Source organism: Sphingomonas faeni (assembly GCF_040407565.1).
Taxonomy (GTDB): domain Bacteria; phylum Pseudomonadota; class Alphaproteobacteria; order Sphingomonadales; family Sphingomonadaceae; genus Sphingomonas; species Sphingomonas faeni_F.
Genome location: NZ_JAPZPR010000003.1, coordinates 339,817 through 366,586 on the forward strand (window position 1 = coordinate 339,817; position 26,770 = coordinate 366,586).

Annotated in this window: 25 protein-coding genes; 9 read left to right on the plus strand and 16 right to left on the minus strand. The window is 63.8% G+C overall.

Annotated features, from left to right (window positions below; translation table 11 throughout):
• Positions 1-833 precede the first annotated feature (833 nt).
• The 8 genes from O6Y00_RS08335 to O6Y00_RS08370 all read right to left on the minus strand — a co-directional run bounded on the left by O6Y00_RS08335 (position 834) and on the right by O6Y00_RS08370 (position 8,329).
• The gene (locus O6Y00_RS08335) at positions 834-1,373 is read right to left on the minus strand and encodes a pseudouridine synthase (RefSeq protein WP_353442115.1); all 540 of its coding nucleotides are present in this window, start codon (positions 1,371-1,373) and stop codon (positions 834-836) included.
• A 125-nt stretch (positions 1,374-1,498) separates the two neighbouring features.
• Positions 1,499-2,197 (minus strand): RelA/SpoT domain-containing protein, encoded by a 699-nt coding sequence (locus O6Y00_RS08340; protein WP_353442116.1) that lies wholly within the window; start codon positions 2,195-2,197, stop codon positions 1,499-1,501.
• Positions 2,198-2,205: 8 nt separating this feature from the next.
• Positions 2,206-2,448: a hypothetical protein gene (locus O6Y00_RS08345; protein WP_353442118.1), complete on the minus strand. Its 243-nt coding sequence runs from the start codon at positions 2,446-2,448 to the stop codon at positions 2,206-2,208.
• Between the two features lie 39 nt (positions 2,449-2,487).
• The gene (locus O6Y00_RS08350; protein ID WP_353442120.1) at positions 2,488-3,309 is read right to left on the minus strand and encodes a ParA family protein; all 822 of its coding nucleotides are present in this window, start codon (positions 3,307-3,309) and stop codon (positions 2,488-2,490) included.
• Between the two features lie 145 nt (positions 3,310-3,454).
• Positions 3,455-5,482, minus strand: coding sequence for an RNA polymerase sigma factor RpoD (gene rpoD, locus O6Y00_RS08355; RefSeq protein ID WP_056062280.1), 2,028 nt, complete (start codon positions 5,480-5,482; stop codon positions 3,455-3,457).
• The gene (dnaG, locus tag O6Y00_RS08360; RefSeq protein WP_353442122.1) at positions 5,482-7,344 is read right to left on the minus strand and encodes a DNA primase; all 1,863 of its coding nucleotides are present in this window, start codon (positions 7,342-7,344) and stop codon (positions 5,482-5,484) included. Before dnaG ends, rpoD begins: the two co-directional genes overlap by 1 nt.
• Entirely contained in the window at positions 7,335-7,820 is a 486-nt protein-coding gene (locus O6Y00_RS08365) for an endonuclease domain-containing protein (protein WP_353442123.1), read from the minus strand. The genes dnaG and O6Y00_RS08365 overlap by 10 nt, the downstream gene beginning before the upstream one ends.
• A 56-nt stretch (positions 7,821-7,876) precedes the next feature.
• Entirely contained in the window at positions 7,877-8,329 is a 453-nt protein-coding gene (locus tag O6Y00_RS08370) for a GatB/YqeY domain-containing protein (protein WP_353442124.1), read from the minus strand.
• 140 nt (positions 8,330-8,469) lie between these two features.
• Between O6Y00_RS08370 and carA the strand changes: the two genes are divergently transcribed.
• The 5 genes from carA to O6Y00_RS08395 all read left to right on the plus strand — a co-directional run bounded on the left by carA (position 8,470) and on the right by O6Y00_RS08395 (position 14,898).
• The gene (gene carA / locus O6Y00_RS08375) at positions 8,470-9,771 is read left to right on the plus strand and encodes a glutamine-hydrolyzing carbamoyl-phosphate synthase small subunit (RefSeq protein WP_353442125.1); all 1,302 of its coding nucleotides are present in this window, start codon (positions 8,470-8,472) and stop codon (positions 9,769-9,771) included.
• Positions 9,768-10,358 carry a hypothetical protein gene (locus tag O6Y00_RS08380; protein WP_353442126.1) on the plus strand — a complete coding sequence of 197 codons (591 nt, stop codon included), beginning with the start codon at positions 9,768-9,770 and terminating at the stop codon, positions 10,356-10,358. Before carA ends, O6Y00_RS08380 begins: the two co-directional genes overlap by 4 nt.
• Positions 10,358-13,690 (plus strand): carbamoyl-phosphate synthase large subunit, encoded by a 3,333-nt coding sequence (gene carB, locus O6Y00_RS08385; protein ID WP_192145124.1) that lies wholly within the window; start codon positions 10,358-10,360, stop codon positions 13,688-13,690. Before O6Y00_RS08380 ends, carB begins: the two co-directional genes overlap by 1 nt.
• Positions 13,691-13,765: 75 nt before the next feature.
• Positions 13,766-14,242: a transcription elongation factor GreA gene (gene greA, locus O6Y00_RS08390; protein WP_056052861.1), complete on the plus strand. Its 477-nt coding sequence runs from the start codon at positions 13,766-13,768 to the stop codon at positions 14,240-14,242.
• A gap of 5 nt (positions 14,243-14,247) precedes the next feature.
• Positions 14,248-14,898 carry a rhomboid family intramembrane serine protease gene (locus O6Y00_RS08395; protein WP_353442127.1) on the plus strand — a complete coding sequence of 217 codons (651 nt, stop codon included), beginning with the start codon at positions 14,248-14,250 and terminating at the stop codon, positions 14,896-14,898.
• A 399-nt stretch (positions 14,899-15,297) separates the two neighbouring features.
• Here the strand turns inward: O6Y00_RS08395 and O6Y00_RS08400 are convergent, their stop codons facing one another.
• The 5 genes from O6Y00_RS08400 to O6Y00_RS08420 all read right to left on the minus strand — a co-directional run bounded on the left by O6Y00_RS08400 (position 15,298) and on the right by O6Y00_RS08420 (position 17,289).
• Entirely contained in the window at positions 15,298-15,525 is a 228-nt protein-coding gene (locus O6Y00_RS08400; RefSeq protein WP_056051043.1) for a DUF4170 domain-containing protein, read from the minus strand.
• A gap of 64 nt (positions 15,526-15,589) precedes the next feature.
• Positions 15,590-16,069, minus strand: coding sequence for a hypothetical protein (locus tag O6Y00_RS08405; RefSeq protein ID WP_353442128.1), 480 nt, complete (start codon positions 16,067-16,069; stop codon positions 15,590-15,592).
• Between the two features lie 104 nt (positions 16,070-16,173).
• Positions 16,174-16,446 (minus strand): hypothetical protein, encoded by a 273-nt coding sequence (locus tag O6Y00_RS08410; protein ID WP_056062302.1) that lies wholly within the window; start codon positions 16,444-16,446, stop codon positions 16,174-16,176.
• Complete coding sequence (locus tag O6Y00_RS08415; RefSeq protein WP_353442129.1) at positions 16,443-16,796, minus strand: phage holin family protein; 354 nt, start codon at positions 16,794-16,796, stop codon at positions 16,443-16,445. Before O6Y00_RS08415 ends, O6Y00_RS08410 begins: the two co-directional genes overlap by 4 nt.
• A 4-nt stretch (positions 16,797-16,800) precedes the next feature.
• A complete protein-coding gene (locus O6Y00_RS08420; RefSeq protein WP_121904094.1) occupies positions 16,801-17,289 on the minus strand; it encodes a hypothetical protein in 489 nt (162 codons plus the stop codon).
• A 142-nt stretch (positions 17,290-17,431) separates the two neighbouring features.
• Between O6Y00_RS08420 and eno the strand changes: the two genes are divergently transcribed.
• Positions 17,432-18,712 (plus strand): phosphopyruvate hydratase, encoded by a 1,281-nt coding sequence (eno, locus tag O6Y00_RS08425; RefSeq protein WP_121884554.1) that lies wholly within the window; start codon positions 17,432-17,434, stop codon positions 18,710-18,712.
• Positions 18,713-18,914: 202 nt separating this feature from the next.
• Positions 18,915-19,241: an FtsB family cell division protein gene (locus tag O6Y00_RS08430; protein WP_055878455.1), complete on the plus strand. Its 327-nt coding sequence runs from the start codon at positions 18,915-18,917 to the stop codon at positions 19,239-19,241.
• A gap of 139 nt (positions 19,242-19,380) precedes the next feature.
• On the opposite strand, the gene O6Y00_RS08435 is transcribed toward O6Y00_RS08430, so the two are convergent.
• Positions 19,381-20,205: an alpha/beta fold hydrolase gene (locus tag O6Y00_RS08435; RefSeq protein WP_353442130.1), complete on the minus strand. Its 825-nt coding sequence runs from the start codon at positions 20,203-20,205 to the stop codon at positions 19,381-19,383.
• A gap of 125 nt (positions 20,206-20,330) precedes the next feature.
• Between O6Y00_RS08435 and O6Y00_RS08440 the strand changes: the two genes are divergently transcribed.
• Complete coding sequence (locus O6Y00_RS08440; RefSeq protein WP_353442131.1) at positions 20,331-22,070, plus strand: DUF885 domain-containing protein; 1,740 nt, start codon at positions 20,331-20,333, stop codon at positions 22,068-22,070.
• A 341-nt stretch (positions 22,071-22,411) separates the two neighbouring features.
• On the opposite strand, the gene O6Y00_RS08445 is transcribed toward O6Y00_RS08440, so the two are convergent.
• Positions 22,412-23,827: an MFS transporter gene (locus tag O6Y00_RS08445; RefSeq protein WP_353442132.1), complete on the minus strand. Its 1,416-nt coding sequence runs from the start codon at positions 23,825-23,827 to the stop codon at positions 22,412-22,414.
• 58 nt (positions 23,828-23,885) lie between these two features.
• Here O6Y00_RS08445 and O6Y00_RS08450 point away from each other — a divergent pair, with 58 nt between their 5' ends.
• Positions 23,886-26,015, plus strand: coding sequence for a prolyl oligopeptidase family serine peptidase (locus tag O6Y00_RS08450; protein WP_353442134.1), 2,130 nt, complete (start codon positions 23,886-23,888; stop codon positions 26,013-26,015).
• Positions 26,016-26,156: 141 nt separating this feature from the next.
• On the opposite strand, the gene O6Y00_RS08455 is transcribed toward O6Y00_RS08450, so the two are convergent.
• The gene (locus O6Y00_RS08455; protein WP_353442136.1) at positions 26,157-26,705 is read right to left on the minus strand and encodes a glycine zipper 2TM domain-containing protein; all 549 of its coding nucleotides are present in this window, start codon (positions 26,703-26,705) and stop codon (positions 26,157-26,159) included.
• Between the last annotated feature and the right edge of the window lie 65 nt (positions 26,706-26,770).

A 26,770-nucleotide genomic window follows, 5' to 3' on the forward strand; every position in this document is an offset into this window, starting at 1 on the left:
TTCTTGACGTGGGGGTGGCGTCGGGGTGTGGGAGCGGTGTCGCGGTTAAGGGGGTGGGCGCGCGCATCTGGTGATGGTGCGCTTCTCCGGGCGTGTAGGACAGTTGATTAGTTTGCCGGTCAGCGGTGGCGGTGGTGGCTGCACGCTTCGTCTGTCCATCGGGGCGTGGGAGGCGGTTATCCGGTCGGACAGGGACGCGCGGTTCTTCGCAGGCCGACTTGCGCTTCCTTGTTCTCCCGCGAAGGCGGGAGCCCAGTCTGGGTCTCCGCCTTCGCGGGGAAACACGACTTGTTGGCGGATTGGGATGGCTGCTCGTTTGAGGCGTGAGGGGCTTTGCCACGCTGAGCACGCTCGCGTGGACATGCCCCACCCCGACCCTCCCCTGAAGGGGAGGGAGTTTTCGTCGTGCCACCATGCAATTTCGGCGCGTCACGCAACGCACTCCCCGCGCGGGCGGGGAACTCTATCCTCGGGACTTACGATCACATTGCGCCACGGAGCGCAGCTCAAGGACTGGATTCACGCGAAGGCGCTAAGGCGCGAAGAGAAGACCGGGTAAGTGTGCTCGATAAGCTGCTTCTCTTCGCGCCTTAGCGCCTTCGCGTGAACATGCCCTTCTCCGTCATCCTGACGAAAGTCAGGACCCAGGATCACGAACGCCGCGCTGCTTGGCTCTGGGTCCTGACTTTCGTCAGGATGACGGCGTGGGTGGGGAGGCGTTCCGCTTGCAATCGCCAACGCTGCCGTCTGGAGGGCGTAGTTATGGGGCGTGCGAGCCTCAGGGCCCGCAGACCGCCGCCAGCCCTCCTCGACCACCCGTTAGGCGTCGGGCCTCAGGCGTCGCGCCACGTGCCGGGCTCCAGATCCGCCACGGTCCAGTCGCCGATGCTCCACCGGACCAGCCGCAGCGTCGGGTGGTCGATCGCGGCGGTCATGCGGCGGACTTGCCGGTTGCGGCCTTCGCGGATCGTTATCTTCAGCCAGCAATCGGGGATGCTCGCGCGGACCCGGATCGGCGGCACGCGCGGCCAGAGGTCGGGCGCGGCGATCCGCTCGACGTCGGCGCGGGCAGGGCCGTCCTTCAGCAGGACGCCGCCCCGCAACCGATCGAGCGCGTCCTCGCCGGCATCGCCCTCGACCTGCACGAGATAGGTCTTGGCCAGCTTGAACCGCGGGTCCGCGATCCGTGCCTGGAGGCGACCGTCGTCGGTCAGCAGCAACAGCCCTTCGCTATCGCGGTCGAGCCGCCCCGCCGGATAGACGCCCGGCACATCGACGAACTGTGACAGCGTCGCGCGCGGGGTCGGACTGTTCACGTCGGTAAACTGGCTGAGCACGTCGTACGGTTTGTTGAACAGGATTTGGCGGGGCATGGCGCCTTTATCGCGATCATGAAGATTGGGTCGAGTAGCTACGGTTATCTACAGCATCAAATGGCTGTCTGAGAACGCCTCAGTTTACGTTGAACCGTTCCTCTCCAGTAAATCCGGACAGCGTATCAGGCGCCCGGCTCGCGGTCAGATTGATGGACACGATGAAGAGAGTCCAGCAGTCGACTTCCTGCACCAACCAGTTTGGACAAAACCTTGATCTGCTCTCCACAAGCGAGATTCTTGGTCGGAACTGGGTAATTGATCTGGTGGTCAACCTCACCCCATATCTCTTCGAATAAGGTACGGACCTGAACCTCGCAACATATCGGCGAGTCTTCTCGTGGGCGAATGAGGTAATGCACACTTGTGTATGATGTCGGCTTTTGCATCACGTCCAAATCAAAGCCGCGAAAATACTCGGCCGTCTCTGGATCCCAAGTGTAAGCTTTTGCGCGCTCACCAAGAACCCAGTCCCCCGCATCAACCTTTCGCCGAATAAGTCGGTCTATTTGAGAAAAATGTTCTTGGAAAAGATGTATAATACGAACGCCGGCAAGGTCTGTTACCCGACGAAATAAGTCCTCCGGTAAGACCGGGTTCCCCTGGCTTCTCTTTCGTGCGAGTTTTGTACGAAGGTGCTCCCGATCTTTCAGGCGACTCTTGTAGGAATGAACAATCTGCTTTCCGCCAACGCGTAAATCAGGGTGATCTCCAAGGTAGCGCAGAACGCCATCCATAAAAATCCCAAGTTCGTGTTTCATATTGTCCAAAAGGGCGAGAATGGCGTCGTCGTCGTTCTGCGGGGTGGGGATAAGATTTTCCACGCCCTGAGTCACAGAAGTGACACCCGATGCAGAAAGTCCGAAGCAAAAGCGTGATACGCTTGCTTGGTTGCGCGAAACGCATGTTGATTGCCACCAATGGTGCTTCGATCTTCAGGGTCAAGGATGCCACTGTCAGGCAAGCGCCACATAGGCATATGGTACTTCTGAGACATGCTAGGAAATGTATTATGGCTGTGAATAATAGCGTTGTCACCGATTGATTTGTCGGCAACAGCAGGCAATGCTATCATGTTCGCTCGATCAATTGATCTATTAATTGTATCCGGAATTTAAATAGCGTAGTTTTGGTGAGCCTTTGCCAAGTTCAGATCGTTCTCGTATTTACTGTACCTTTTGGCATTATAGAGCGTGTAGCCCATAAACTTGACGAACGATTTTGGAAAGTTTGAACGTTTCTGGTCGGATATAAAGTGGAAGATGCTTTCAAATTGCTTACGCCAAGTCCGCATAGCATCGCCAATGTTGCGAATGCCATAAACGGAAAATAAGTCGGGCGAACAGGGTATTAGGAAGCCATCAGCAAGCGACAGCAAATGCCGGTTAAGCGCACCGAGGCTTGGTGAAGTATCAAAAATAACAATCTCATAACCGTTTCGTGCTGCGTAGTCATATGCCATGCTACGAACGCGAGTAGCTGTTCGAATAGCGAGTGGGTCGCCTTGGTAGATACCACTCCAGCGCTCACCGATCTTTGCTTCGAAAAGATGCAAAGTTAGGCGTCCAGGTATCAAGTCGACGTTGGGGGCCAACGAGACTGCGGGAGGCAGCCGGTCGAGCTCTGCCGTACCATCCTCTGTAGGCTTGAGAAGAAAATGGATCGACCTAGGAGTTGCGGTTAGGCCAGCAAACGCAACCTCACCGATAGTTGCCCGAGCGGCGGCAAAGTCCTCGATATACGCATCTTCGGAGGCCCATATCTCGTGAATCTTCTCCATTTCCATTGAGATAATCGTCAGATTGCACTGGGGGTCTAAGTCAACCAGCAAAACCTTGCGACCCATCTCGCCAAGTGCGTGAGCTAAATGATATGTCAGCGTAGTTTTTCCTACGCCACCCTTGTTGTTAAAAATCGTCACGATACTCGGCGTCATTTGCATCCCCTCGTTACTTCACGTCTAGAGAGCATGTGGGTGAATGCAAGTATCGTAGGCGGGTTATCTTTCTGCTGATGAGCATAAAAAAAAGGTCACAGCGTTTCCGCTGCAACCTTTCTTATATTGTCGATAACTCAATGGCTTACTGGTCGAGGAAGCTCCGCATCTTCCGGCTACGCGACGGATGCTTCAGCTTCCGCAGCGCCTTCGCCTCGATCTGGCGGATGCGCTCGCGGGTAACCGAGAACTGCTGGCCGACTTCCTCGAGCGTGTGATCGGTGTTCATGCCGATGCCGAAGCGCATGCGCAGCACGCGCTCTTCGCGCGGGGTCAGCGACGCCAGCACGCGCGTCACCGTCTCCTTCAAGTTCGCCTGGATCGCGGCGTCCACCGGGATGATCGCGTTCTTGTCCTCGATGAAGTCGCCGAGATGCGAATCCTCCTCGTCGCCGATCGGCGTTTCGAGGCTGATCGGCTCCTTGGCGATCTTCATCACCTTGCGCACCTTCTCCAGCGGCATGGAGAGGCGCTCGGCCATCTCCTCCGGAGTCGGCTCGCGGCCCTGCTCGTGGAGGAACTGGCGGCTGGTGCGGACCAGCTTGTTGATCGTCTCGATCATGTGGACCGGGATACGGATGGTCCGCGCCTGGTCCGCGATCGAGCGGGTGATCGCCTGGCGGATCCACCACGTCGCGTAGGTGCTGAACTTGTAGCCGCGGCGATACTCGAACTTGTCGACCGCCTTCATCAGGCCGATATTGCCCTCCTGGATGAGATCCAGGAACTGCAGGCCGCGGTTCGTGTATTTCTTGGCGATCGAGATCACCAGCCGCAGGTTCGCCTCGACCATCTCCTTCTTGGCGATGCGCGCCTCGCGCTCGCCCTTCTGGACCATGTTGACGATCCGGCGGAACTCGGTGAGCGCCATGCCGGTCTGCTGCGTGATGTCGGCGATCTCGGCGCGGATGCGCTCGACAGCCTCGCCCTCGTTGGCGACGAACGCGGTCCACTTCTTGTCGACCTTGTTGACCGTCGCCAGCCAGTTCTCGTCGATCTCGTGACCGATATAACGATCGAGGAAGTCCTTGCGCGGCACCTTGTGGCGCTCGGCGAGGCGCAGCATCTGACCGCCCAGCGCGGTCAGGCGACGGTTATAGGCATAGAGCTGATCGACCAGATATTCGATCTTGGCGTTGTGGAACTGGACGCTCTCGACTTCCGCCGTGAGTTCCTCGCGCAGCTTCTGGTACTTGCGCTCGTCGGCCGCGGAGAAGTCGCCGCCGATGCCCATCGCGTCGACGCGCGACTGCTGGATCTTGCTGAACTTCTTGTAGAGCGCGGTGATGCTGGCGAACCGCTCGAGCGCGATCGGCTTGAGCTGTTCTTCCATCTGCGCGAGGCTGAGGGTGTTGTCCTCCTCCTCGTCGTCCGATGCGCGCGGGGCACGGCGCTCGCCGTCCTCGTCCTCGTCGGCGGACGGCTCTTCGGGCTCTGCCTCTTCCTTGAACGAGGGGCCGGCGTTCTTCTCGCTGATCTCGCCGTCGTCGGCTTCGCCGTCCTCGGCCATCGCTTCCGGCGCAGGGTCCTTCGACAGCATCGCGTCAAGATCCATGATCTCGCGCAGCTGCATCGTGCCCTCGTTCAGCGCGGTCGACCAGTCGATGATCGCGTTGAAGGTGATCGGCGATTCGCACAGGCCGAGGATCATCGTGTCGCGACCCGCCTCGATGCGCTTGGCGATCGCGATCTCGCCCTCGCGGCTGAGCAGCTCGACCGCGCCCATCTCGCGCAGGTACATGCGGACCGGATCGTCGGTGCGATCGATGGTCTCTTTCTTCTTCTCGATCGCGGGGCCTGTGTCGGCATCCGCGTCGGCGGCCTCCGGCTCGTCCTCGTCGTCCTTGGCGGGCTCGGTCTCGCCGTCCTCGCCGGCTTCGTCGTTCTCGACGATGTTGATGCCCATCTCGCTCAGCGCGGCGCTGATGTCCTCGATCTGGTCGGACGACATCTCGCCCTGCGGCAGCGCTTCGTTGAGCTGCTCATAGGTGATGTAGCCGCGCTTCTTGGCGCGCGCGATGACCTTCTTGATCGACGCATCGTTCATGTCGATCAGCGGCGCATCGCCGGTTTCGTTCGTCTCGGCGGGTTCCGCCATGTTCGCCTTAGCCATCAATCGCCCTCGGTACCCAACGCTCGGGCGTCTTCGTTCGACTGTACAAGATTTGCAAGTCGGACTTCCAACGCCTGTTTCTCTCTTACCATAGCCACTTGTCGTTCGAACGCATCTTCGGTGAAGTGCGTCTGCATCGCCGCGGTCGCCTGCTTGAGTGCCGCGTCTACCTCAGGGCGGGCGACCATGATCGCGATCGCCTCGTCGAGGTCGGCACGGACGCGGGCTGGATCGGCCGTGGTCTGCGTGAACGAATAGGGCATCGTATCGGCTCTCAACAGGTCACTCGCGACTGAATTGAAACCGGACCTCGCTAATATGGTGAGCAAGCGCCCGCTATCAAGCTTCTGGTCCTCAAGTGCAACATCTACGACCGCTTCGAACAATCGCCCGAGCGCGCCGTCGATCATTTGGAGCGAGCCGAGCACCTCCATGTGGCGCGCGATCTCGACCGGGTGGCGGATCAGGCCGGCGAGCACCGCCTTGGCCAATACCCGGTCGATGCCGGTGGCGAGGAAGGCCTTCGCGTCTTCGGTGACGGGCGCGGCGGGGGGCTTCCAGCCGCCCTTGGGGCGTTCGCCTCTGGGCACGAAGGGCGCGCGCACCGGTTTGAAATGCTCGTAGAAGCGGTTCTTGAACTCGGAATGGTATTGCTGCTTCACCGACGGGTCGGCGATGCCTTCCGCGAGTTCGTGGAGGCGGCGCTTGAGGCCGGCGCGCTGTTCGGGGGTGTCGAGCGCCTCGGCGGCGACTTCGGACGCCCAGAGCCGGTCGACGAGCTGTTCGGGGGTCTTGAGCAACGCCTCGAACGCACCGGGGCCGCCGGCGCGGACGAGATCGTCGGGGTCCTGGCCTTGCGGGAGCGTGACGAAGGCGAGGCTGCGGCCCGGCGCCAGTAGCGGGAGCGCGCGGTGGGCGGCGCGGAGCGACGCCTTCTGGCCGGCACCGTCGCCGTCGAAGCAGAGCAGGGGCACGTCGACCATCCGCCACAGCCGTTCGAGCTGCGCTTCGGTCAGGGCCGTGCCGAGCGGGGCGACCGCTTCGCCGAAGCCGGCCTGGGCGAGCGCGATGACGTCCATATAGCCCTCGACCACCAGCACGCGGCCGGACTTGCGCGAGGCGGGGGCGGCCTTGTCGAGGTTATAGAGCGTGCGGCCCTTGTCGAAGAGCGGCGTGTCGGGCGAGTTGAGGTATTTGGGCTCGCCGCCATCGAGCACGCGCCCGCCGAACGCGATCGTCCGACCGCGCGGGTCGCGGATCGGGATCATCAGGCGGCCGCGGAACCGGTCGTACGGGTCCTTGCCCTCGACATTGATGAGCATGCCGGACTCGACCAGCATCGGGTCGCCGTAGTCCTTAAGCGCGGTCTTGAGCTTGCCGCGGCTGTCGGGGGCGAACCCCATGCCGAACGCGCGCGCCGTCTCGGGCTTGATCCCGCGGCGGTCGAGGAGCGCGCGCGCTTCGGTGCCGGGGAGGCCGTTGAGTTGCTCGATGAACCAGTCGGCGGCATCCGACATGACCTCGTGCAGGCCCTTGGCGCGCTCGGCCTTGGCGGCGGACTGGCGGTCCATCGCGGGCATGTCCATCCCGGCGGCCTGCGCGAGCTCCTTCACCGCGTCCATGAAGGGGAGGCCGCGCTGGTCGGTCATCCACTTGATCGCGTCGCCGTGCGCCGAGCAGCCGAAGCAGTGGTAGAAGCCCTTGTCGTCGTTGACGTAGAACGACGGCGTCTTCTCGTTGTGGAACGGGCAGCAGCCCTTGTGCTCGCGGCCGGCCTTGGTGAGCTTGGTGGTCTTGCCGACGAGGGCACTGAGCGAGGTGCGGCCGCGGAGTTCGTCGAGGAATTGTGGGGTTAGCGCCATGGGGTGACTTTGGTGGGGGTGGTTTGTGCGGCTAAGCCCTCCCCCGACCCCTCCCGCAGGCGGGAGGGGAGCAGAAGGGGTGCTGCGTTCGCCGTGAGGGCAACAGAGTCCCCCTTCCGCTTGCGGGAGGGGTTAGGGGAGGGGCGTTCCGCGAGCACACGCCCGATCTCGGCCACGACGCCCTCCATCCGCTCCAGCACGTCGTTGTTCCAGAACCGGATCACACGGAAGCCTTGCTGTTCGATAAAGCGCGTTCGCCGCGCGTCGTCGTCGGAGTGCCAGTCGTGCTGCCCGCCGTCGACCTCGACCACGAGCTTGGCCCCGCGGGAAACGAAGTCGCAGATGAACGGGCCGATCGGGACTTGGCGGTTGAACCTTGCGCCCGAGGTCCGTCGCGCGGCGAGGTGTTGCCATAGCGCGCTTTCGGCCCGCGTGGGGTTGGCGCGGAGGACTCGGATGCGGGTGCGTTGTTCCAATGCTCCGTCTCCTTTGTGGCGCTGCCCTCCCCCGACCCCTCCCGCGAGCGGAGCAGTTAGCTCAGCGCCGCCTTTACCAGGCCGCTCGCCTTGCTCATGTCCAGCTCGCTGGCGTGGCGCGCCTTCAGTTCGGCCATCACGCGGCCCATGTCCTTCATGCCGGTCGCGCCGAGTTCCGCCTTGATCGCCTCGATCGCCGCCGACGTTTCCGCCTCGCTCATCTGCGCGGGCAGGAAGCGTTCGATCACCGCGACCTCGGCGGTCTCCGCATCGGCGAGCTCCTGACGGCCGCCCTTCGCAAACATCTCGATCGACTCGCGGCGCTGCTTCACCATCTTCTGGAGCACCTCGACCACCAGCGCGTCGTCGCTCTCGGGGGCTTTCCCGGTCCGCGCCTCGATGTCGCGGTTCTTGATCGCGGCCTGGATCAACGAGATAGCGTTGCGGCTCTGCTTGTCGCCGGCCTTCATGGCGGTCAGCTGCGCAGCCTTGATGTCGTCGCGAATCATGTACTGGTCTTTCAGGCGGTTCGGGATAGCCCGACGGGATAGCGCGTCCGCCGCCCGTTTAACAGATTGACGCTGCGGCACGCCGGCCTTAGCGGACACCACTTAGCGACATCGTCAACGTAAAGAGAGTGCCCAGCCTGATGGCCGACGCCCAGCCTATAGCCATGCCTGCCGGTGCAACAGGCGTCCTCGTCCTCGCCAATGGCGACGTGATCTGGGGTCGCGGGTTCGGCGCAGAGGGCAGTGCGGTCGGCGAAGTGTGCTTCCACACCGCGATGACCGGCTATCAGGAGGTGCTGACCGACCCGTCCTTCGCCGGGCAGATGATCTGCTTCACCTTCCCGCACATCGGCAACGTCGGCGCGAACCCCGACGACGTCGAGGCGGACGATCCGCACGCGCTCGGCATCATCGTCCGCGAGGACGTGACGCAGCCTTCGAGCTTTCGTGCAGTCGAGGGGCTCGATGGCTGGATGAAGCGGCATGCGCGGATTGGCCTGTCGGGGGTCGACACGCGTGCGCTGACGCGGCGGATCCGGGTGGCGGGCGCGCCTAATGGGGTGATCGCGCATTCGGCGACCGGCGAGTTCGACGTGGCGGCGTTGCTGGCGATGGCACGCGCGTGGCCGGGGCTGGAGGGCATGGACCTCGCCAAGGACGTGTCCACGAGCATGCATTATGGCTGGGGTGAAGATGCCCCCGGCGGTGTCTGGAAGCTGGGCTTCGGCTATGGGGACAGCTCGCAAGCAGGAGAGGGTGCTTCTGCTCCCCTCCCGCTTGCGGGAGGGGGCGGGGGAGGGGCTGGCCAACCAGCGCCGACCCCGCCTGAGGCCATGCCCTCCCCCAACCCCTCCCGCTCCGCGGAAGGGGAGCAGAAGACGCGCCCCCACGTCGTCGCGATCGATTATGGCAGCAAGCGCAACATCTTCCGCAACCTCGTCGAGGCCGGCGCCAAGGTTTCCGTCGTCTCCGCCACCGCCAGCTTCGACGACGTGATGGCGCTCGCCCCCGATGGCATCTTCCTGTCTAACGGCCCCGGCGATCCCGCCGCGACCGCCGAATACGCGGTGCCGGTGATCCGCCAGCTGCTGGAGACGGGCAAGCCGCTGTTCGGCATCTGCCTCGGCCACCAGCTGCTCGGCCTCGCGGTCGGCGCGACCACGACCAAGATGTTCCAGGGCCACCGCGGCGCCAACCACCCGGTCAAGCGCCTGTCCGACGGCGCGGTCGAGATCACCAGCATGAACCACGGCTTCGCAGTTGAGCGCGACAGCCTGCCAGCGAACGTCCGCGAGACGCATGTGTCGCTGTTCGATGGGTCGAACGCTGGGCTAGAACTTACCGACAAGCCGGCGTTCTCGGTTCAGTATCACCCTGAGGCTAGCCCAGGGCCGCAGGATAGCCTGTACCTCTTCGAGCGGTTCGTCGGATCGCTGCGGTGAAACTACCACTGGCGTTCATAGGCCTTCTGTTATGTGCAGGGCCGGCCAGTGCAAAGCTGACGGTAACGACGGTCCCGGTTGGAAAACTGGCCGTCGTCACTGAAGTCGACGATATTAGCGATACGCCGATTATGCATGCCCCACTCGTCACGAAGAAAATACGGCTCGAATGGCGATCAGCAGATCGTCGCGTCCGGTTTTTTCTGAACGATGACGGCCAAGATCTTTTTACAACCTTCGATTTGTCCAAGCCGGACCTTAGCGACACGGTCTGTGGGAGACTGACCGGTGGCACGCTGCTTACCTATCAGTCGAATGCAGCATCAACCGAGCGATGGATGCAGTTCGGCACAGGGCTCCACGCCGACCTTATCGAGATCTGCCGAGGTTCGTTAAATACCTCGCAACTAGAATCCTACGTCAGTGAGTTCGCGATCGCGAGATCCGACTTTGCGCCAGCGCTAGAGGTGATGAAAGCGTCAGCGAAGGAGCAGTTCGGTGGTTGGGGTCGCCGTTGTCTGAACTACAAATTCTCCAAAAAATTTCAGCGGCCGCTTTGCACGCGCTACTCGGCGAAAGAAGAATAATGCCAAAACGCACCGACATCTCCTCGATCCTCGTCATCGGCGCAGGACCCATCGTCATCGGCCAGGCGTGCGAGTTCGATTATTCGGGCACGCAGGCGATCAAGGCGTTGAAGGAGGAGGGCTATCGTATCGTCCTCGTCAATTCGAACCCCGCCACGATCATGACCGATCCCGAGCTGGCCGACGCGACCTATGTCGAGCCGATCACGCCGGCGATCGTCGCCAAGATCATCGAGAAGGAGCGCCCGGACGCGATCCTGCCGACGATGGGCGGGCAGACCGCGCTGAATACCGCGCTCGCGCTGTTCCATGACGGTACGCTGGAGAAGTTCGGCGTGACGATGATCGGGGCGGATGCCGATGCGATCGACATGGCGGAGGACCGTCTGAAGTTTCGCGACGCGATGGACCGGATCGGGCTGGAAAGCGCGCGCTCGGCGATCGCCCATACTGTCGAGGAAGCGCTCGAAGGCCTTGAGAAGACGGGGCTTCCGTCGATCATCCGGCCGAGCTTCACGATGGGCGGCTCGGGCGGCGGGATCGCGTATAACCGCGAGGAATTCATCGCGATCGTCCGCAACGGGCTCGATCTGTCGCCGACCACCGAGGTGCTGATCGAGGAATCGCTGCTCGGCTGGAAAGAATACGAGATGGAGGTGGTGCGCGATCGCAACGACAACGCGATCATCATCTGCTCGATCGAGAATGTCGATCCGATGGGCGTCCACACCGGCGACTCGATCACGGTCGCGCCGGCGCTGACGCTGACCGACAAGGAATACCAGATCATGCGCAACGCATCGATCGCGGTGTTGCGTGAAATCGGTGTCGAGACAGGCGGTTCGAACGTCCAGTTCGCGGTGAATCCGAAGGACGGCCGGCTGGTCGTCATCGAGATGAACCCGCGTGTTTCGCGCTCGTCGGCGCTGGCGTCGAAGGCGACCGGCTTCCCGATCGCGAAGGTCGCGGCGAAGCTGGCGGTCGGCTATACGCTCGACGAGATCGAGAACGACATTACCGGCGCCACGCCCGCCGCGTTCGAGCCGACGATCGATTACGTCGTCACCAAGATCCCGCGGTTCGCATTCGAGAAGTTCAAGGGCGCGTCGAACACGCTCGGCACCGCGATGAAGTCGGTCGGCGAGGTGATGGCGATCGGTCGCAACATCCACGAATCGATGCAGAAGGCGTTGCGCGGGCTCGAGACGGGGTTGTCGGGGTTCAACCAGGTCGATCATCTGGTCGGAGCGCCGCGCGCGGAAATCGAGGCGGCGCTGGCCGTCGCGACGCCGGACCGGTTGCTGGTCGCGGCGCAGGCGTTGCGCGAGGGCTTCACGGTCGCCGAGGTGCATGCGATCGCCAAGTACGATCCGTGGTTCCTGGAGCGGATCGCCGAGATCATCGCGGCCGAGGCCGAGGTGATGAAGGACGGCCTGCCGATCGACGCAGCCGGTATGCGCCGCCTGAAGAGCATGGGGTTCAGCGACAAGCGGCTCGCGTGGCTGGCACTGCAATCCGCCAATCTGCGCGGCATGAACCGCGGGATCGCGCGCGGCTCGGGGCTGATCCACGAGGTCGTCAAGGCGATGACTGGCGGCGTGACCGAGGAGGAGGTGCGCCAGCATCGCCTGAAGCTCGGCGTGCGGCCGGTGTTCAAGCGGATCGATACGTGCGCGGCCGAATTCGATGCCAAGACGCCGTATATGTATTCGACCTACGAGGCGCCGAGCTTCGGCGAGCCCGAGAACGAGTCCGAGCCTACCGATCGCAAGAAGATCGTCATTCTCGGCGGCGGGCCGAACCGGATCGGGCAGGGGATCGAGTTCGATTATTGCTGCTGCCATGCGTGCTTTGCGCTGGCGGATGCGGGCTATGAGACGATCATGGTTAACTGCAACCCGGAGACCGTGTCGACCGATTACGACACTAGCGACCGGCTGTATTTCGAGCCGCTGACCGCGGAGGACGTGCTGGAGATCCTGCATGTCGAGCAGCAGAACGGCACTTTGGTGGGCGTGATCGTGCAGTTCGGCGGGCAGACGCCGCTGAACCTTGCGCGGGCACTTGAAGCGGCGGGCATTCCGATCCTGGGGACGACGCCGGACGCGATCGATCTGGCGGAGGACCGTGAGCGGTTCGCGGCGCTGATCACCAAGCTCGGGCTGTTGCAGCCGGCGAATGGCTTGGCGCGGAGCCGGGACGAGGCGGTCGCGGCGGCCGAGCGGATCGGCTATCCGGTGCTGATGCGGCCTTCCTATGTGCTCGGCGGCCGGGCGATGGAGATCGTCGATACGATCGGGCAGCTCGAGCATTACATCGCGACCGCGGTGCAGGTGTCGGGCGACTCGCCGGTGCTGATCGACCAGTATCTGCGCGATGCGATCGAGGTGGATGTCGATGCGATCTGCGACGGCACCGATGTGGTGGTCGCGGGCGTGTTGCAGCATATCGAGGAAGCGGGCGTCCATTCGGGCGACTCGGCGTGCTCGATCCCGCCATATTCGCTGTCGGCGGAGATCATCGCTGAGATCGAGCGGCAGACGGTGGCGCTCGCGCATGCCTTGTCGGTGGTCGGGCTGATGAACATCCAGTTCGCGGTGAAGGACGGGCTGGTCTACCTTATCGAGGTGAACCCGCGCGCGTCGCGCACCGTGCCGTTCGTCGCCAAGGCGATCGGCGCGCCGATCGCCAAGATCGCCGCGCGGGTGATGGCAGGCGAGAAGCTGGTCAATCTGCCGAAGATCGACCGGCATATCGACTATTATGCGGTGAAGGAGGCGGTGTTCCCCTTCAACAAGTTCCCCGGCGTCGATCCGGTGCTGTCACCGGAAATGAAGTCGACCGGCGAAGTCATGGGAATCGATCCCGATTTCACGATCGCGTTTGCGAAGGCTCAGCTTGGCGCGGGGACGATCCTGCCGACCAAGGGCAATGTCTTCGTCAGCGTGAAGGACGGCGACAAGGCGATGATCGTCGAGGCGGTGAAGGCGCTGGTCGACACCGGCTTCTCGATCGTCGCGACCGGAGGGACCGCGGATCATCTCGCGCTTGCCGGCTTGCCGGTCGAGAAGGTCAACAAGGTGGCGCAGGGGCGGCCGCATATCGTCGACCGGATCAAGGACGGCGACATCGCGCTGATCTTCAACACCACCGAGGGGTGGCAGAGCCTGAAGGACTCGCAGCCGATCCGTGCTTCCGCGCTCGGCCAGCGTATTCCGTATTTCACGACCGCGCCCGCTTCGCTCGAGGCGGCGAAGGCGATCGCCAAGCTTTCGACGCACAGCCTTGAAGTACGGCCGCTGCAATCCTATTATTCGCAGTCGCACGACTGATCCCGACATGAGAATGATGTGTGGGCGGGGCTGGTACAGGGCCTCGCGCGGGGAAATGGATTTGGGGACGAGATGATGGCGACCGTCGAAAAGATGCCGATGCTGCAGGAAGGCTATGAGACGCTGAGCGCGGATCTGAAGCGCCTGAAAGCCGAACGTCCGACGATCGTCGACGCGATCGAAGAAGCGCGCGCGCACGGCGACCTGAGCGAGAACGCGGAATATCATGCCGCGAAGGAGCGTCAGGGCCAGGTCGAGGCATCGATCTCCGACATCGAGGACAAGCTGAGCCGCGCGCAGATCATTGATCCGAAGGACCTTTCGGGCGACAAGGTCGTGTTTGGCGCGACGGTGACGTTGCTCGACGAGAACGACAAGCCGGTGAAGTATCAGATCGTCGGCCAGACCGAGGCTAACGCGAAGACCGGGCGGATCTCGTACAACTCGCCGTTGGGGCGCGGGCTGATCGGGCGCAAGCTCGACGAAGAGGTCGAGGTCACGGTACCGGCTGGCGAGCGCTATTACGTCGTCTCCAAGATCGAGTTCATCTGAGCCTTATGCAATTCTTCGAGACGCGGGCGACGGCGATCATCACGATCGTGACGGTCATCGTCTCGGGATTTCTGGTGCTGAGCGGATCGCTTGGCTACTGGGCGGTGAACGCCGGGTTCATTCCGTTGCGGATGACCGATCTCGGTATTCCTAGCGAGCATATGTTCGTCGTGCCAGGCTGGGCGACGCCGCTGACCGCTACGTTGATCCATGGCGGGTGGGCGCATATCGCGCTGAACCTCGTGATGCTGGTGTATTGCGGGCAGTTCGTCGAGAAGGCGCTGGGGACGGTCGGTTTGGTCGTTCTGTATGTGCTCGGCGCGTATGCGGCGGCGGCGGGGCATTGGGCGTTCGGGCCTGAGTCTACCGCGCCGATGATTGGCGCTTCGGGCGCGATTTCGGCGGTCGTTGGGGCTTATGCGCTTTTGTATGGCGAGCGGCGTGCGCAGGCGATCGGGCCGGTGCCGGCTGGGGTCGTGCATGTCGTTTGGCTTGCCGCGGCTTGGATCGGGATCCAGTTGTTGATGGGGCTGGCCGGGTTTGGGGCTTCGGTTGGGGCCAGCGGGCCTATTGCCATTGGCGCGCACATCGGTGGGTTCTTGGCGGGGCTGGTGCTGGCTCGGCCGCTGTTGCTTTGGCATTATCGGGCTGCTTGAGGGGCTGTTCCTCACAGACGTTCACTCCGCGCCGCGCCGATCCACACCCACGCCCACACCGTTCGTCCCGAGTAGCTGCTGAGCTTGTCGAAGCGGCGTATCGAAGGACAGGTTAGTGGGCGGAACCTATGCTTCGATACGAGTCCTCGATACGGCTCTGCGAGCCTACTCGGTCTCTACTCAGCACGAACGGAAAGGGGTGCGCCGCCTTTGGCGTCTTTTCTTCTCCCGGACGGGAGAGCGACGGAGCCAGTGGCCTTACTAGAAACTGATTGTCGGCTAAGTATAGCCAAACCGTCATCCCAGCGGAGGCGGGGACCCATAGCCTATGTCGTGATAAGATCGCTACGTTAGCCGGTATGGGTTCCCGCCTTCGCGGTAATGACCAAAGGGAAGCCTTTAAGCTACAGTCGCGCCCAGGTTCGGCTCGAGCATGCGGTGGAGGTGCACCACCACGAACTTCATCTCGGCATCGTCGACGGTACGCTGCGCAGCAGCACGCCAGGCCTTCTCAGCGCTGGCATAGTCGGGGAATACGCCGACGAATTCGATCTTGCTCAGATCGTTGAAATCCAGGGTGCGCGGGTCGCTGACGCGGCCGCCGAATACGAGGTGGAGCTTGCTCATGCGCTTGCTTTCCTAGGGAGGGGGTTGCCGCCTCCCTAGCGTGTTCGACCCGCGGTTTGAACCCTCAGACGGCAGGCTTTTGCGAAACCGCCTTCGCACCTGCGGTACCGGCCGTCGTAACCGCTTTGACGATACCCTCGAGCAAGCCCTTCGCCTGATCGCGTGCATTGTCCTTGGTCAGGCCGAGTTCGCCGAGTTCCGAGCGGCCTGCATCCTTCGCGGCTGCAGTTGCCGCGACGAGCGTCTCGCTGAGGCGCTTGCCGACGGGGGCGAGCAGTTCCTTCTCGCGGGCGGAACGCGGGAGCAGTGCGCCGGCGAGCGCGCCGACGGCCAGACCGCCGACGAGGATGCCGAGCGGGTTGGATTCGAGATTGTTGACGACGCGCTTGGTCTTCTCGCGCGAGACTTCGAGAACCTCGGAGGCCTTGTCGCCGGCGTCGTGATAGACCTTCGATGCGGTCTCGCGGACGGTATCGAGCCCTTCTCGCAGACGGCTCTCGGTCTCGTGGGCGGCTTCGTTTGCGGTGGTCTTTGCGTCGGTCATGGAAAATGTCCTTCTGGTGGCAAGCTGCTCGCCGTTCAATGCAATGAGGGTTCAACGCGAGCCGGGACTTCTAGGTTTCAATACGGTGACCGTGGTCAGAGCGGTCACCGCCCGCGGCGGAAGAGTCCGACGATTCGGTGGCGCGCGAGGAACAGCCCGGCGACCGCGGCAAACCCCGCGGTCGGCCCCGGATTGCGCTTCACGGTCTCGACGCTGGCGCTGAGCGCGGCGGTGCCGGCATCGGCGACGTCGCGGCTGGCGTTCAGCGCGAGCTTCCGCGGATTGAGCCGGTCCTGCAACTGCCCGATCGTCATCATGACGCGCTGGCGGGCGAGGGCCGATTCGATCTCTGCGGCGGCGACTTTGGCGGATGTCATGATATGGGCTCGCTCTTCGTCTGAAGCTTCGACTTGCCGATCATCGCCAGGATCGCCGCCAATGCGAGGACGGCCACCACGACGATGGCGGTCGCCCATCCTGGCCCCACCAGCGTCGCCACCGTCAAGATCGCACCGACCAGCAGTGCGATCAGCGCGGCCAAAGCCAGCACGCCGGCGACCGCGAAGAACATCGCAGCCGACTTGTACGCGCTCGCCGTCTCGCCGAACTTGGCCTTGTAGACAGCGACTTCCGCGGTCGCGAGGCTCTTCGTCTCGGTCGCCAGGCGACCGACGATCGACACGAGGCTCTCGTCCTCGCCGGTCGCGAACGTCAGTGGGTCGGACAAGACGTCAGACCTTCGAGTTGGCATCGACGCCCGACTGCACCAGTCGCGCGACGACAAAGCCGATGGCGGCTGCTGCACCCACCGCGATGGCTGGCGACTTCCGCACGAGTTCGCGCGCGTCGTCGAACAGCTCGTCGATGTCCTTCGCCTTCACCTGGTCGGCGAAGCCCGAGACGCTATCGGCGGCGCTGCGGGCATAGCCGCCGTACTGCGAACCGAGCTTCTCATCGACCTGGCCGGCGGCGTCGGTCAGCAACTGTGCAACCTGCTCCAGAGCACCACTTGCACGTGCCTTGCCGTCTTCGGCGAAGGTGCGGACCTTGTCGGTCGCCTGCGCGGTGTACTTGTTCGCACCGTCCTTGATCGCCTGCTTGGCGTCGCCGGCCTTGGCCGAGACATCGCCGTTATCGATCGTCTTGCTGAGCTCGGTCCCGACCTCGTTCGCGGTCGTTTTCAGGTCGTTGACGGTGTCGTTTACGCTGGTGTCGGCCATGACGGTCCCTTTCAGAATTGTTACGCCCTCAACACCGTCGTTGGAGCGCGGTTCCCGAAGCGCGCGCGATTGCCCGATATGGCGTGAGACGGTAGAGGCGGCGCGAACGACCCGGCACCGGGATTTGTAGGAGCATCGTTACGTGACCGCAATCATCGACCTTCATGCACGCCAGATCCTCGACAGCCGCGGCAATCCGACCGTCGAGGTCGACGTGCTGCTCGAAGACGGCAGCTTCGGCCGTGCCGCCGTACCGTCGGGCGCGTCGACCGGCGCACACGAGGCGGTCGAGCGTCGTGACGGCGACAAGACCCGTTGGGGCGGCAAGGGCGTCGATGGCGCGGTCGACGCGGTCAACGACGAGATCACCGATACCGTGCTCGGCATGGACGCGGAGGACCAGTCGGACCTCGATCGCGCGATGATCGAGCTCGACGGCACCGAGAACAAGGGCCGGCTGGGCGCGAACGCGATCCTCGGCGTCAGCCTCGCCGTCGCCAAGGCCGCAGCCGAAGCGCGTGGCCTGCCGCTGTACCGCTATGTCGGCGGCGTGCAGGCGCACCTGCTGCCGGTGCCGATGATGAACATCATCAACGGCGGCGAGCATGCCGACAACCCGATCGATTTCCAGGAATTCATGGTCGTGCCGGTCGGCGCGTCGAACATCCTCGAGGCGGTCCGTTGCGGCTCGGAGATCTTCCACACGCTGAAGAAGGGCCTGAGCGAGAAGGGCCTGTCGACCAGCGTCGGCGACGAGGGTGGCTTCGCACCGAACATCGGCAGCACCACCGAGGCTTTGGACTTCATCATGTCGAGCATCGAGAAGGCGGGGTACAAGCCGGGCGAGGACGTGATGCTCGCGCTCGATTGCGCGGCAACCGAGTTCTACAAGAACGGCAAGTACGACATCTCGGGCGAGGGCCGGATCCTCGAAAGCGCCGAGATGGCGGAGTATCTCGCGGACCTGACGCGTCGCTATCCGATCTTCTCGATCGAGGACGGCATGGGCGAGGACGATTGGGAGGGCTGGAAGACGCTCACCGACCTGATCGGCGACAAGGTCCAGCTGGTCGGCGACGATCTGTTCGTGACCAACCCGAAGCGTCTGAAGCGCGGCATCGACCAGGGCATCGCGAACTCGCTGCTGGTGAAGGTCAACCAGATCGGCACGCTGACCGAGACGCTGGAGGCTGTGTCTATGGCGCAGCGGGCGAAGTATACCGCGGTGATGTCGCACCGGTCGGGCGAGACCGAGGATTCGACGATCGCCGATCTGGCGGTCGCGACCAACTGCGGTCAGATCAAGACGGGCAGCCTTGCGCGGTCGGACCGGTTGGCGAAGTACAACCAGCTGATCCGGATCGAGGAAGAGCTGGGTGATGCGGCGCGTTATGCTGGGCGCGACATCCTGATCGGGGGGTGACGGTATAGTCCCTTAGAAATCCAACTCTTGTCATCCCCGCGGAGGCGGGGACCCATAATCTCGCACGGTCGCGTTTCTATTGCTCGGCCTGCCACTATGGGTTCCCGCCTTCGCGGGAATGACGGTTGGGTGTATGAGGGGTATAAGTATCTGATCGGTCCGGGATGATCGACCAATCAGGACGCGAGTACCGGAGGACGACATGGCACGCGTGACGACGAAGACCAGCAAGTTGCGGAAGACGATGCGCAAGGCCGCGTGGCCGGCGCTGGGGCTGACGCTGATGGCGTTCTTCGGCGCGTATGCCGTGCTCGGGCCGAACGGGATGTTCGCGTATGGCGATTACAAGCGCCAGCTTGCGAAGCGCGAGCAGGACTATGCCGCGCTCGATCGCAAGCGCGAGGTGCTGAAAAACCGGGTGGCGCTACTGAACCCGGATCATGCGAACCCGGATATGGTCGACGAGATGGTCCGCAAGGAACTGAACGTCGCGCATCCGGACGAGGTTATCGTCCCGTTGGGGAACTGAACGCTTGATCCTCCCCCGCCAGGGGGAGGTGGCAGGCTTGCCTGACGGAGGGGGAGGAACGGGAAACCTCTGTTTCGCCGTCCTCCCCCTCCGTCACCTTCGGCGACACCTCCCCCTTGCGGGGGAGGATTTAGAAAAATTATCGTCCCAGGAACGTCAGCAGGTCGTTGGTGAAGCGATCGCTTTCGGTAATCGTCAGGCCGTGCGGGGCGCCGTCATATTCGACCAACTGCGAGTCCGCGATGCCCTTGGCAGCGGCGCGGCCGGTGGCGTCGATCGGCACGGTCTTGTCGCTGGTCCCGTGGACGACCAGCGTCGGTACGCGGAAGGCGGCCAGATCCTGACGGAAGTCGGTGTGGCCGAACGCCTTGGCGCACTCCAGCGTGGGATGCAGGCCCGCCTGCATCGCAAGGCTCCAGGCCCAGTCGACGATTTCGTCGCTGACCGGCGAGGTGATGAACCCGACGCCGAGGAATTGCTGGAGGAACGTCTTAAAGAACGCCGGGCGATCATCCTCGATGTTCGCGCCGATGCTGGCCAGCGTTTCCTCGTCGACGCCGTCGGGGTTGTCGTCGGTCTTGAGCATGTACGGCACGACCGAAGAGATCAGCCCGGCGGCGACCACGCCCTTGCCCTCATAGCGGCTCATGTAGCGCGCGATCTCGCCACCGCCCATCGAGAAGCCGACGATCGTCGCGTCGGTGTTCGCGCCGGTGGCTTCCATTACGTCGGCCAGATCGTCGGTCAGCGTGTCGTAGTTGTAGCCGGTCCAGGGCTGACCCGAGCGGCCGAACCCGCGGCGGTCATACGCGATCGCGCGGAAGCCGGCGTGCGCGAGCGCCATCGCCTGCGCGTCCCAGCTGTCGGCGTTGAGTGGCCAGCCATGCGTCAGGATCACCGGGCGACCCGTGCCCCAGTCCTTGACGTAAATGTCTGTACCGTCGCGGGTTTTTACGTAGGGCATGCAAGTCTCCGGTCTGTCTTGGCAGGTGCACGTTCAACGGCTCATCGTGCGCGCCGTTCCGCACACTGGCGTACCAAGACTTCGACTGGCAGCATGGTCCGAGACGAATCGGAATTGGAGACAGGATGCGGATCGGACTTTTGACGACGGCGCTTGGCGCAGTCCTCGCCTTGAGCGCGTGTGGCCCTGCCCAGACGACCGCGAATACGCAGGCTCCTGCCGCGCCGACGACCGCTGCGAAGGGCGACTGGGCGGGGTTCCGCGATGGCTTCATCGACGGCTGGTTCAAGATCGATCCGGCCAACGCGGTCTATCAGGGCAAGCACGAATATGACGGCGGCTTGGGCGACTGGAGCGCGGCGGGGCTGAAGCGGCAGGCGGACTTCCTGCATGGCGCGATCGACAAGGCGGGGGCGTTCAAGGATCTGAAACCCGACGAGGCGTTCGAGCGCGACTATCTGGTGCAGGTCGCCAAGGGGAAGCTGTTCTGGCTCGAGGATGCCGACCAGCCGCACCATAATCCGGCCTGGTATGTGAGCGCGGGGCTCGATCCGAACACGTATATCGCGCGCAACTATGCCGATGCGCCGACCCGGATGAAGGCGCTGACCGCGTTCCTGCAGAAGATCCCGGCGGCAGCGGGGAACATCAAGGCGAACCTCAAGACGCCAATGCCGCTGAGCTACGTCAATTACGGGACGGCGGCGTTTAACGGGTTTGCGGACTATTATGCGGGCGACGCGGTGAAGGCGTTTGCGGGCGTGAAGGATGCGGCGGCGCAGAAGCAACTGACCGATGCGGCGCAGGCGGCGTCGAAGACGATGCGCGACCTGGGGGCGTGGACCGAGGGCCAGCGCGCGACCGCGACGCAGGATTTTGCGCTTGGGGCGGACAGGTTCTCGCGGATGGTGGCGATGACCGAGGGCGTCGATACGCCGCTCGACCAGCTCGAGGCGGCGGGTGTCGCCGATCTCAAGCGCAACCAGGCGGCGCTGGCGCAGGCGTGCGGGGTGTTCGCCAAGGGGCAGACGATCCTCGCGTGCATGGACAAGATGAATGCGAACAAGCCGGTGGGTGGCCCGGTCGCCGAGGCTCGGCGGCAGATCCCGACCTTGCGGAAGTTCGTCGTGGACCACGACCTGGTGACGATCCCGGGGACGGAGCAGGCGCTGGTCGAGGAGTCGCCTCCGTATAACCGGCAGAACTCGGCGTATATCGATCCGCCGGGGCCGTTCGATAAGGGCGTGCCGTCGATCTACTATATCTCGCCGCCCGACCCGAGCTGGACCAAGGCGGTGCAGGACGCATTTGTGCCGGGCAAGAACGATCTGTTGTTCACCTCGGTGCATGAGGTGATGCCGGGGCATTTCGTCCAGTTCCTGCATGCGAACCGCTCGCCTTCGCTCTTCGGGCGGTTGTTCGTGGGATATGCGTTTGCCGAGGGGTGGGCGCATTATGCCGAAGAGATGATGTGGGAGGCGGGGCTCAACAATGGCGATCCCGAGACGCATGTCGGGCAGATCTCTAACGCGCTGCTGCGGGATTGCCGGTATCTTTCGGCGATCCGCATGCATGCGAAGGGGATGACGCAGGAGCAGTCGTTCCGGATGTTCGTCGACGAGTGTTACCAGGACGAGGGGAACGCGAAGCAGCAGGCGGCGCGGGGGACGTATGATCCGGCGTATCTGAATTATACGATGGGCAAGCTGATGATCCGGAAACTGAGGGCGGACTGGACCGCGACACGGGGTGGGCGGAAGGCGTGGAAGGCGTTCCATGACCAGTTCTTGAGTTTTGGGGGGCCGCCGATTCCTTTGGTGCGGAAGGCTATGATGGGGGAGGCTAAGGCGAGCGCGGCGTTTTAATGGGGTATCCTCCCCGGAACGGGGAGGGGGACCAGCGAAGCTGGTGGAGGGGGCTCACCCGGGAATTACGGTCGTGGATACTCGGGTTCCAACCTCTCGCCGTCAGCGGCTACCGGAGTGTTCGTTTGTCGAGGCGGTACGCTCCGGGTGATCCCCCTCCTCCCCCGCTCTGCGAGCGGCGGTCCCCCTCCCCGTGCCGGGGAGGAATAGCAGGGTGAACATTCTTCTTCTGCTCCCTCTCCCCCTTCCGGGGAGAGGGCTGGGGTGAGGGGCTGTTCCGGGCGGAGCATTGCTTGGCTGCCCCTCGCCCCGACCCTCTCCCCGGAGGAGAGGGGGTCGGGTCACCGCGTTTGTTGCGCGGGTTGCACGTCCTGGGTTTCTTCGGTCGGCGGGTTGCGGATCGAGGGGCGGAGGCGGCTTAGGCTGCATAGGCCTGCCACTAGCGCTAGACCGGCAGCTACGAGCGGCGGGGTCATGCCCGCGCCTACGCCCATCGCCAACAACGCGGCGACCAGGGTGGCGCCGGTGGTCTGGCCTACTAAACGCACTGTCGAGACCAAGCCGCCAGCCGCCGCGGCGCGTTCGCGGGGGGCGCTGCCGATGATGAGGCGCGCATTCGGGGCCATGAACATGCCGAAGCCCGATCCGCACAGCGCCATCCGCCACGCGATGTCGAAATAGCCGGGGTCTGCGGGCATGTACGCGATCAGCAGCAGCGCGCAGATCGAGACGCCCATGCCGATCCCGCCGAGCAATCCCGCTGGGTAGCGATCCGACAACCAGCCGGAGAGCGGCGCGACGAACATGTTGGCGAGCGGCCATGGCGCGATCGCGGCGCCGACCTCCGCCGCGCTGAACCCGTACGCATGCGTCAGGCGGAACGGGGTCGAGAGCAGCAGCGTCATCTGCGCGATGAACGCGGTGTAGGCACCGATCGCCGACAGCGCGAGGACGGGCCGCGCGAGCAGGTCGATCGGCAGGATCGGCTTGGTCTCGCCTTGTTCGCGTTTCACGAAGAACCAGCCGATCACGACGCCGGTCAGGACGATCGCGGCGGAGACGATCGGGCTGTCGCCGTGGACCGCGCTCTCGGCGCCGCCGATGACGAGGCCGATCATCGCCGCGCACATCACCGCGCCGAGCACGTCGAAGGGTTCGTCGTGTTTGCGTGGTTCGGGTAGCGCGCGGCCGAGCAGGAGCGACGCGATCGCGAACGGTACGGCGCTGGCGAACACCCAGGGCCAGGGGGCGATGGCGAGGACTAGACCGCCGATCGTCGGGGCGAGTGCCGCCGAACTGGAGACGACGACCGAGTTGATGCCGAGCCCGCGACCAAGCTGTTTGGTGGGATAGATCGAGCGGATCAGCGCTGAGGAGACGCTTAGCGCGGCTGCGGCACCCAGGGCTTGTGCCGCGCGGACGACGAGCAGGAAGGGCAGGCTCTTTGCGAAGAAGCAGAGCAACGTCGCGACGGTGAAGAGCAGCTGGCCGTATTGGTACATGCGCTTCAGGCCGATGCGGTCGCCGAGCCCGGAGAACGGGAGCAGCGCCATCGCCAGGATCAGCTGGTACACCGTGACCACGGTCACCACCGCGCTGCTGCCGACGTTCAGGTCGCGGGCAATCGTCGGCAGCGCGACGGTGGCGATGCCGCCGTCGATGATCGTCAGCGCGGTGCCTGCCGAGATTGCGGCGATCGCGACGAAGCGGCGGGGTTTTGGCAGGCCGTCGGCCGCCGATATCTGGTCCGGTTGCATTGCGGACCGCGATAGACCTCGTCATGTATCCCGCCAAGCAAATCAGGGAGATACGACGATGCGGGTTCTGGCTTCGATGCTTGCGGCGACGATATTGAGCGGTGGCGCCGGCCTTGCGGGCGGTGCCGCGCTTGCCCAAGTCGCACCGATGACCAAACCGAACACCGCCGCCGACCCGTATATCTGGCTCGAGGACAAGGATGGCGCGAAGCCGCTGGCTTGGGTCGAGGCGGAGAACGCGAAGACGTTGCCGCGGCTGCAGAACGATCCGCGCTACAAGACCTTCTATGCCGAGGCGCTGGCGATCGCGTCGGCGAAGGATCGTATTCCGATGCCGAACCAGATGTTCGGGCGCGTCTATAATTTCTGGCGCGATGCCGAGCATCCGCATGGGCTGTGGCGCTGGACGAGTGCTGCCGATTACGCGAGCGCGACGCCGAAATGGACGACCGCGCTCGACCTCGATGCGCTGGGCAAGGCCGAGGGCAAGCAGTGGGTCTGGAAAGGTTCGACGTGTCTCCAGCCCGAGGAGCGCCTGTGTCTTGTTGCGCTGTCGGAGGGCGGCGAGGATGCGGTGACCTACCGCGAGTTCGATTTGTCGACCGGTGCGTTCGTCAAGGGCGGCTTCACGCTGCCGAAGTCGAAGCAGGATGCGAGCTGGGTCGACAAGGATACGCTGCTGGTCGCGCGTGACTGGGGGGCGGGGACGACGACGCAGTCGGGCTATGCGTTCGTGTTGAAACAGGTGAAACGCGGCCAGCCGCTGACGGCGGCGACAGAGGTATATCGCGGTGCGGCGACCGACCAGGGGCCGACCGGCGCGGACGTGCTGACCGACGAGAAGGGCAACCGGCTGGTCGTGATCCAGCGACGGAAGACGTTCTTCGGCGCGGACAAGCTGGTGTGGACGCCGGCGGGGACGCGGCCGCTCGCGCTGCCCGACCGGACGTTTCCGGCGGGGATGATCGACGGACAAGTGATCTTCTCGACCAGTGACCCTTGGGGCGAGATCCCCGAGGGGGCGGTTGCTTCGGCGCCGCTTGCCGAGGTCGAGAAGGGGCCGATCAATCCGACGATCGTGTTCGCACCGGGGCCGCGCCAGTCGGTCGATGGGATGGCGCTCACCAAGTCGAAGCTGTTGCTGGTGGTGTCGGACAATGTCCGTGGTCGTGCGTCGGTCTATACGCATGGGGCGGGGGGCTGGACCGCCAAGCCGATCGCGCTGCCCGACAACGCCTCGATCGATGTGGCGAGCACGACCGATCGTAGTGACGATGCGTATCTGACGGTGACGGGGTTCCTGACACCGACGTCGCTCTGTTCGCTGGATGCGGCGACGGGGGCAGCGCCGAAACCGATCAAGACGCTGCCGGCGAAGTTCGACGCGTCGAACGATGTCGTCGAGCAGTTCGAGGCGACGTCCACGGACGGGACGAAGGTGCCGTATTTCGTGGTGCACAAGAAGGGCATTGCGCTCGACGGGACCACGCCGACGATCATGACGGCGTATGGTGGTTTCCAGGTGTCGATGACGCCGAGCTATTCGGGGAGCACCGGCAAGCTGTGGCTGGAGCGCGGCGGCTCGTATGTGTTGGCGAACATCCGCGGGGGCGGCGAGTTCGGGCCTAAGTGGCATGACGCTGGCCGGAAGACGAAGCGGCAGGTAATCTATGACGACTTTGCCGCAGTGGCGAAGGACCTGTTTGCGCGGAAGCTGACGAGTCCGGCCAAGCTGGGTATCTATGGTGGCTCGAATGGCGGGTTGCTGATGGGGGTCGAGTTCAACCAGCATCCGGATTTGTGGAAGGCTGTGACGATCCAGGTGCCGCTGCTCGACATGATTCGGTATGAGGGGATCGCGGCTGGGGCGTCTTGGGTCGACGAATATGGATCGGTGACGGTGCCTGCGGAGAAGGCGTTCCTCGAAAAGATCTCGCCGTATCAGAACATCAAGAAGGGCGTCGCTTATCCGGAGCCGTATATCTGGACGACGACCAAGGACGACCGCGTCGGGCCGCAGCATGCGCGGAAGTTCGCGGCGCGGTTGAAGGAATATGGGCTGCCGTATCTGTATTATGAGGACACGGCGGGCGGTCATTCGGGCGATGCCGATATCGAGCAGGGGGCTCGGTTGCAGGCTTTGCAGATGACGTACTTCACGCAGAAGCTGGTCGGGGTGGCGAAGTAGAACCTGTGATCCTCCCCCGCCAGGGGGAGGTGGCGCCAAAGGTGAAGGAGGGGGAGGACACGGAACCGAGGTTTCCCCTTCCTCCCCCTCCGTCAGGCGATGCCTGCCACCTCCCCCTGGCGGGGGAGGATCGACCGTCGATCAGCGGCAGCGGACCTGGTTGTTGCTCTGCTCGACGGCACGTCCGGCGAGGCCACCTGCCGCCGCACCCAGCAGCGAGCCGACGATCCGCGAACGGCCGCCGTCGATGACGTTGCCGAGGATGCCGCCGCCGGCTGCGCCGATGATCAGCCCGGTCGTGCCGTCGTTGCGCTTGCAATAGTATTTGCCGTCCTGGCCGGCATAGACGCGGTCGTTGGTCGACAGCGTGCGCTCCTGGTAGTTCGGGCCGGCGCGATAGTAGCGCGAGGGGTCGTAATTACCCTCGTCGCGCTCGTCTGGATACGCTTCCTGATAGCCGCCGCTGCGATCTGGCGCGGTGCGATAGCCGCCCTGCGGCACATACCCGCCGCGATTGCGAACCGACTGGTAGCGATCGAATTCCTGGCGGAAGATCTGCAATTCGCTGTCGAGGCGCGATTGGGCGGCGGCGAAGCGCGCGTCGTCGGCCTGCGACTGCGCGAGTGCGGGGGTGGCGGCGGAGAGGCAGGTAGCGGCGATCAGTGCAGCCGTACCGAGAAAACGCTTCATGATCCGGATCCTTCTAAAAGGTCACAACGAGAGTGGGCGGCAGCATCGCGCCACCGCCCACTCGA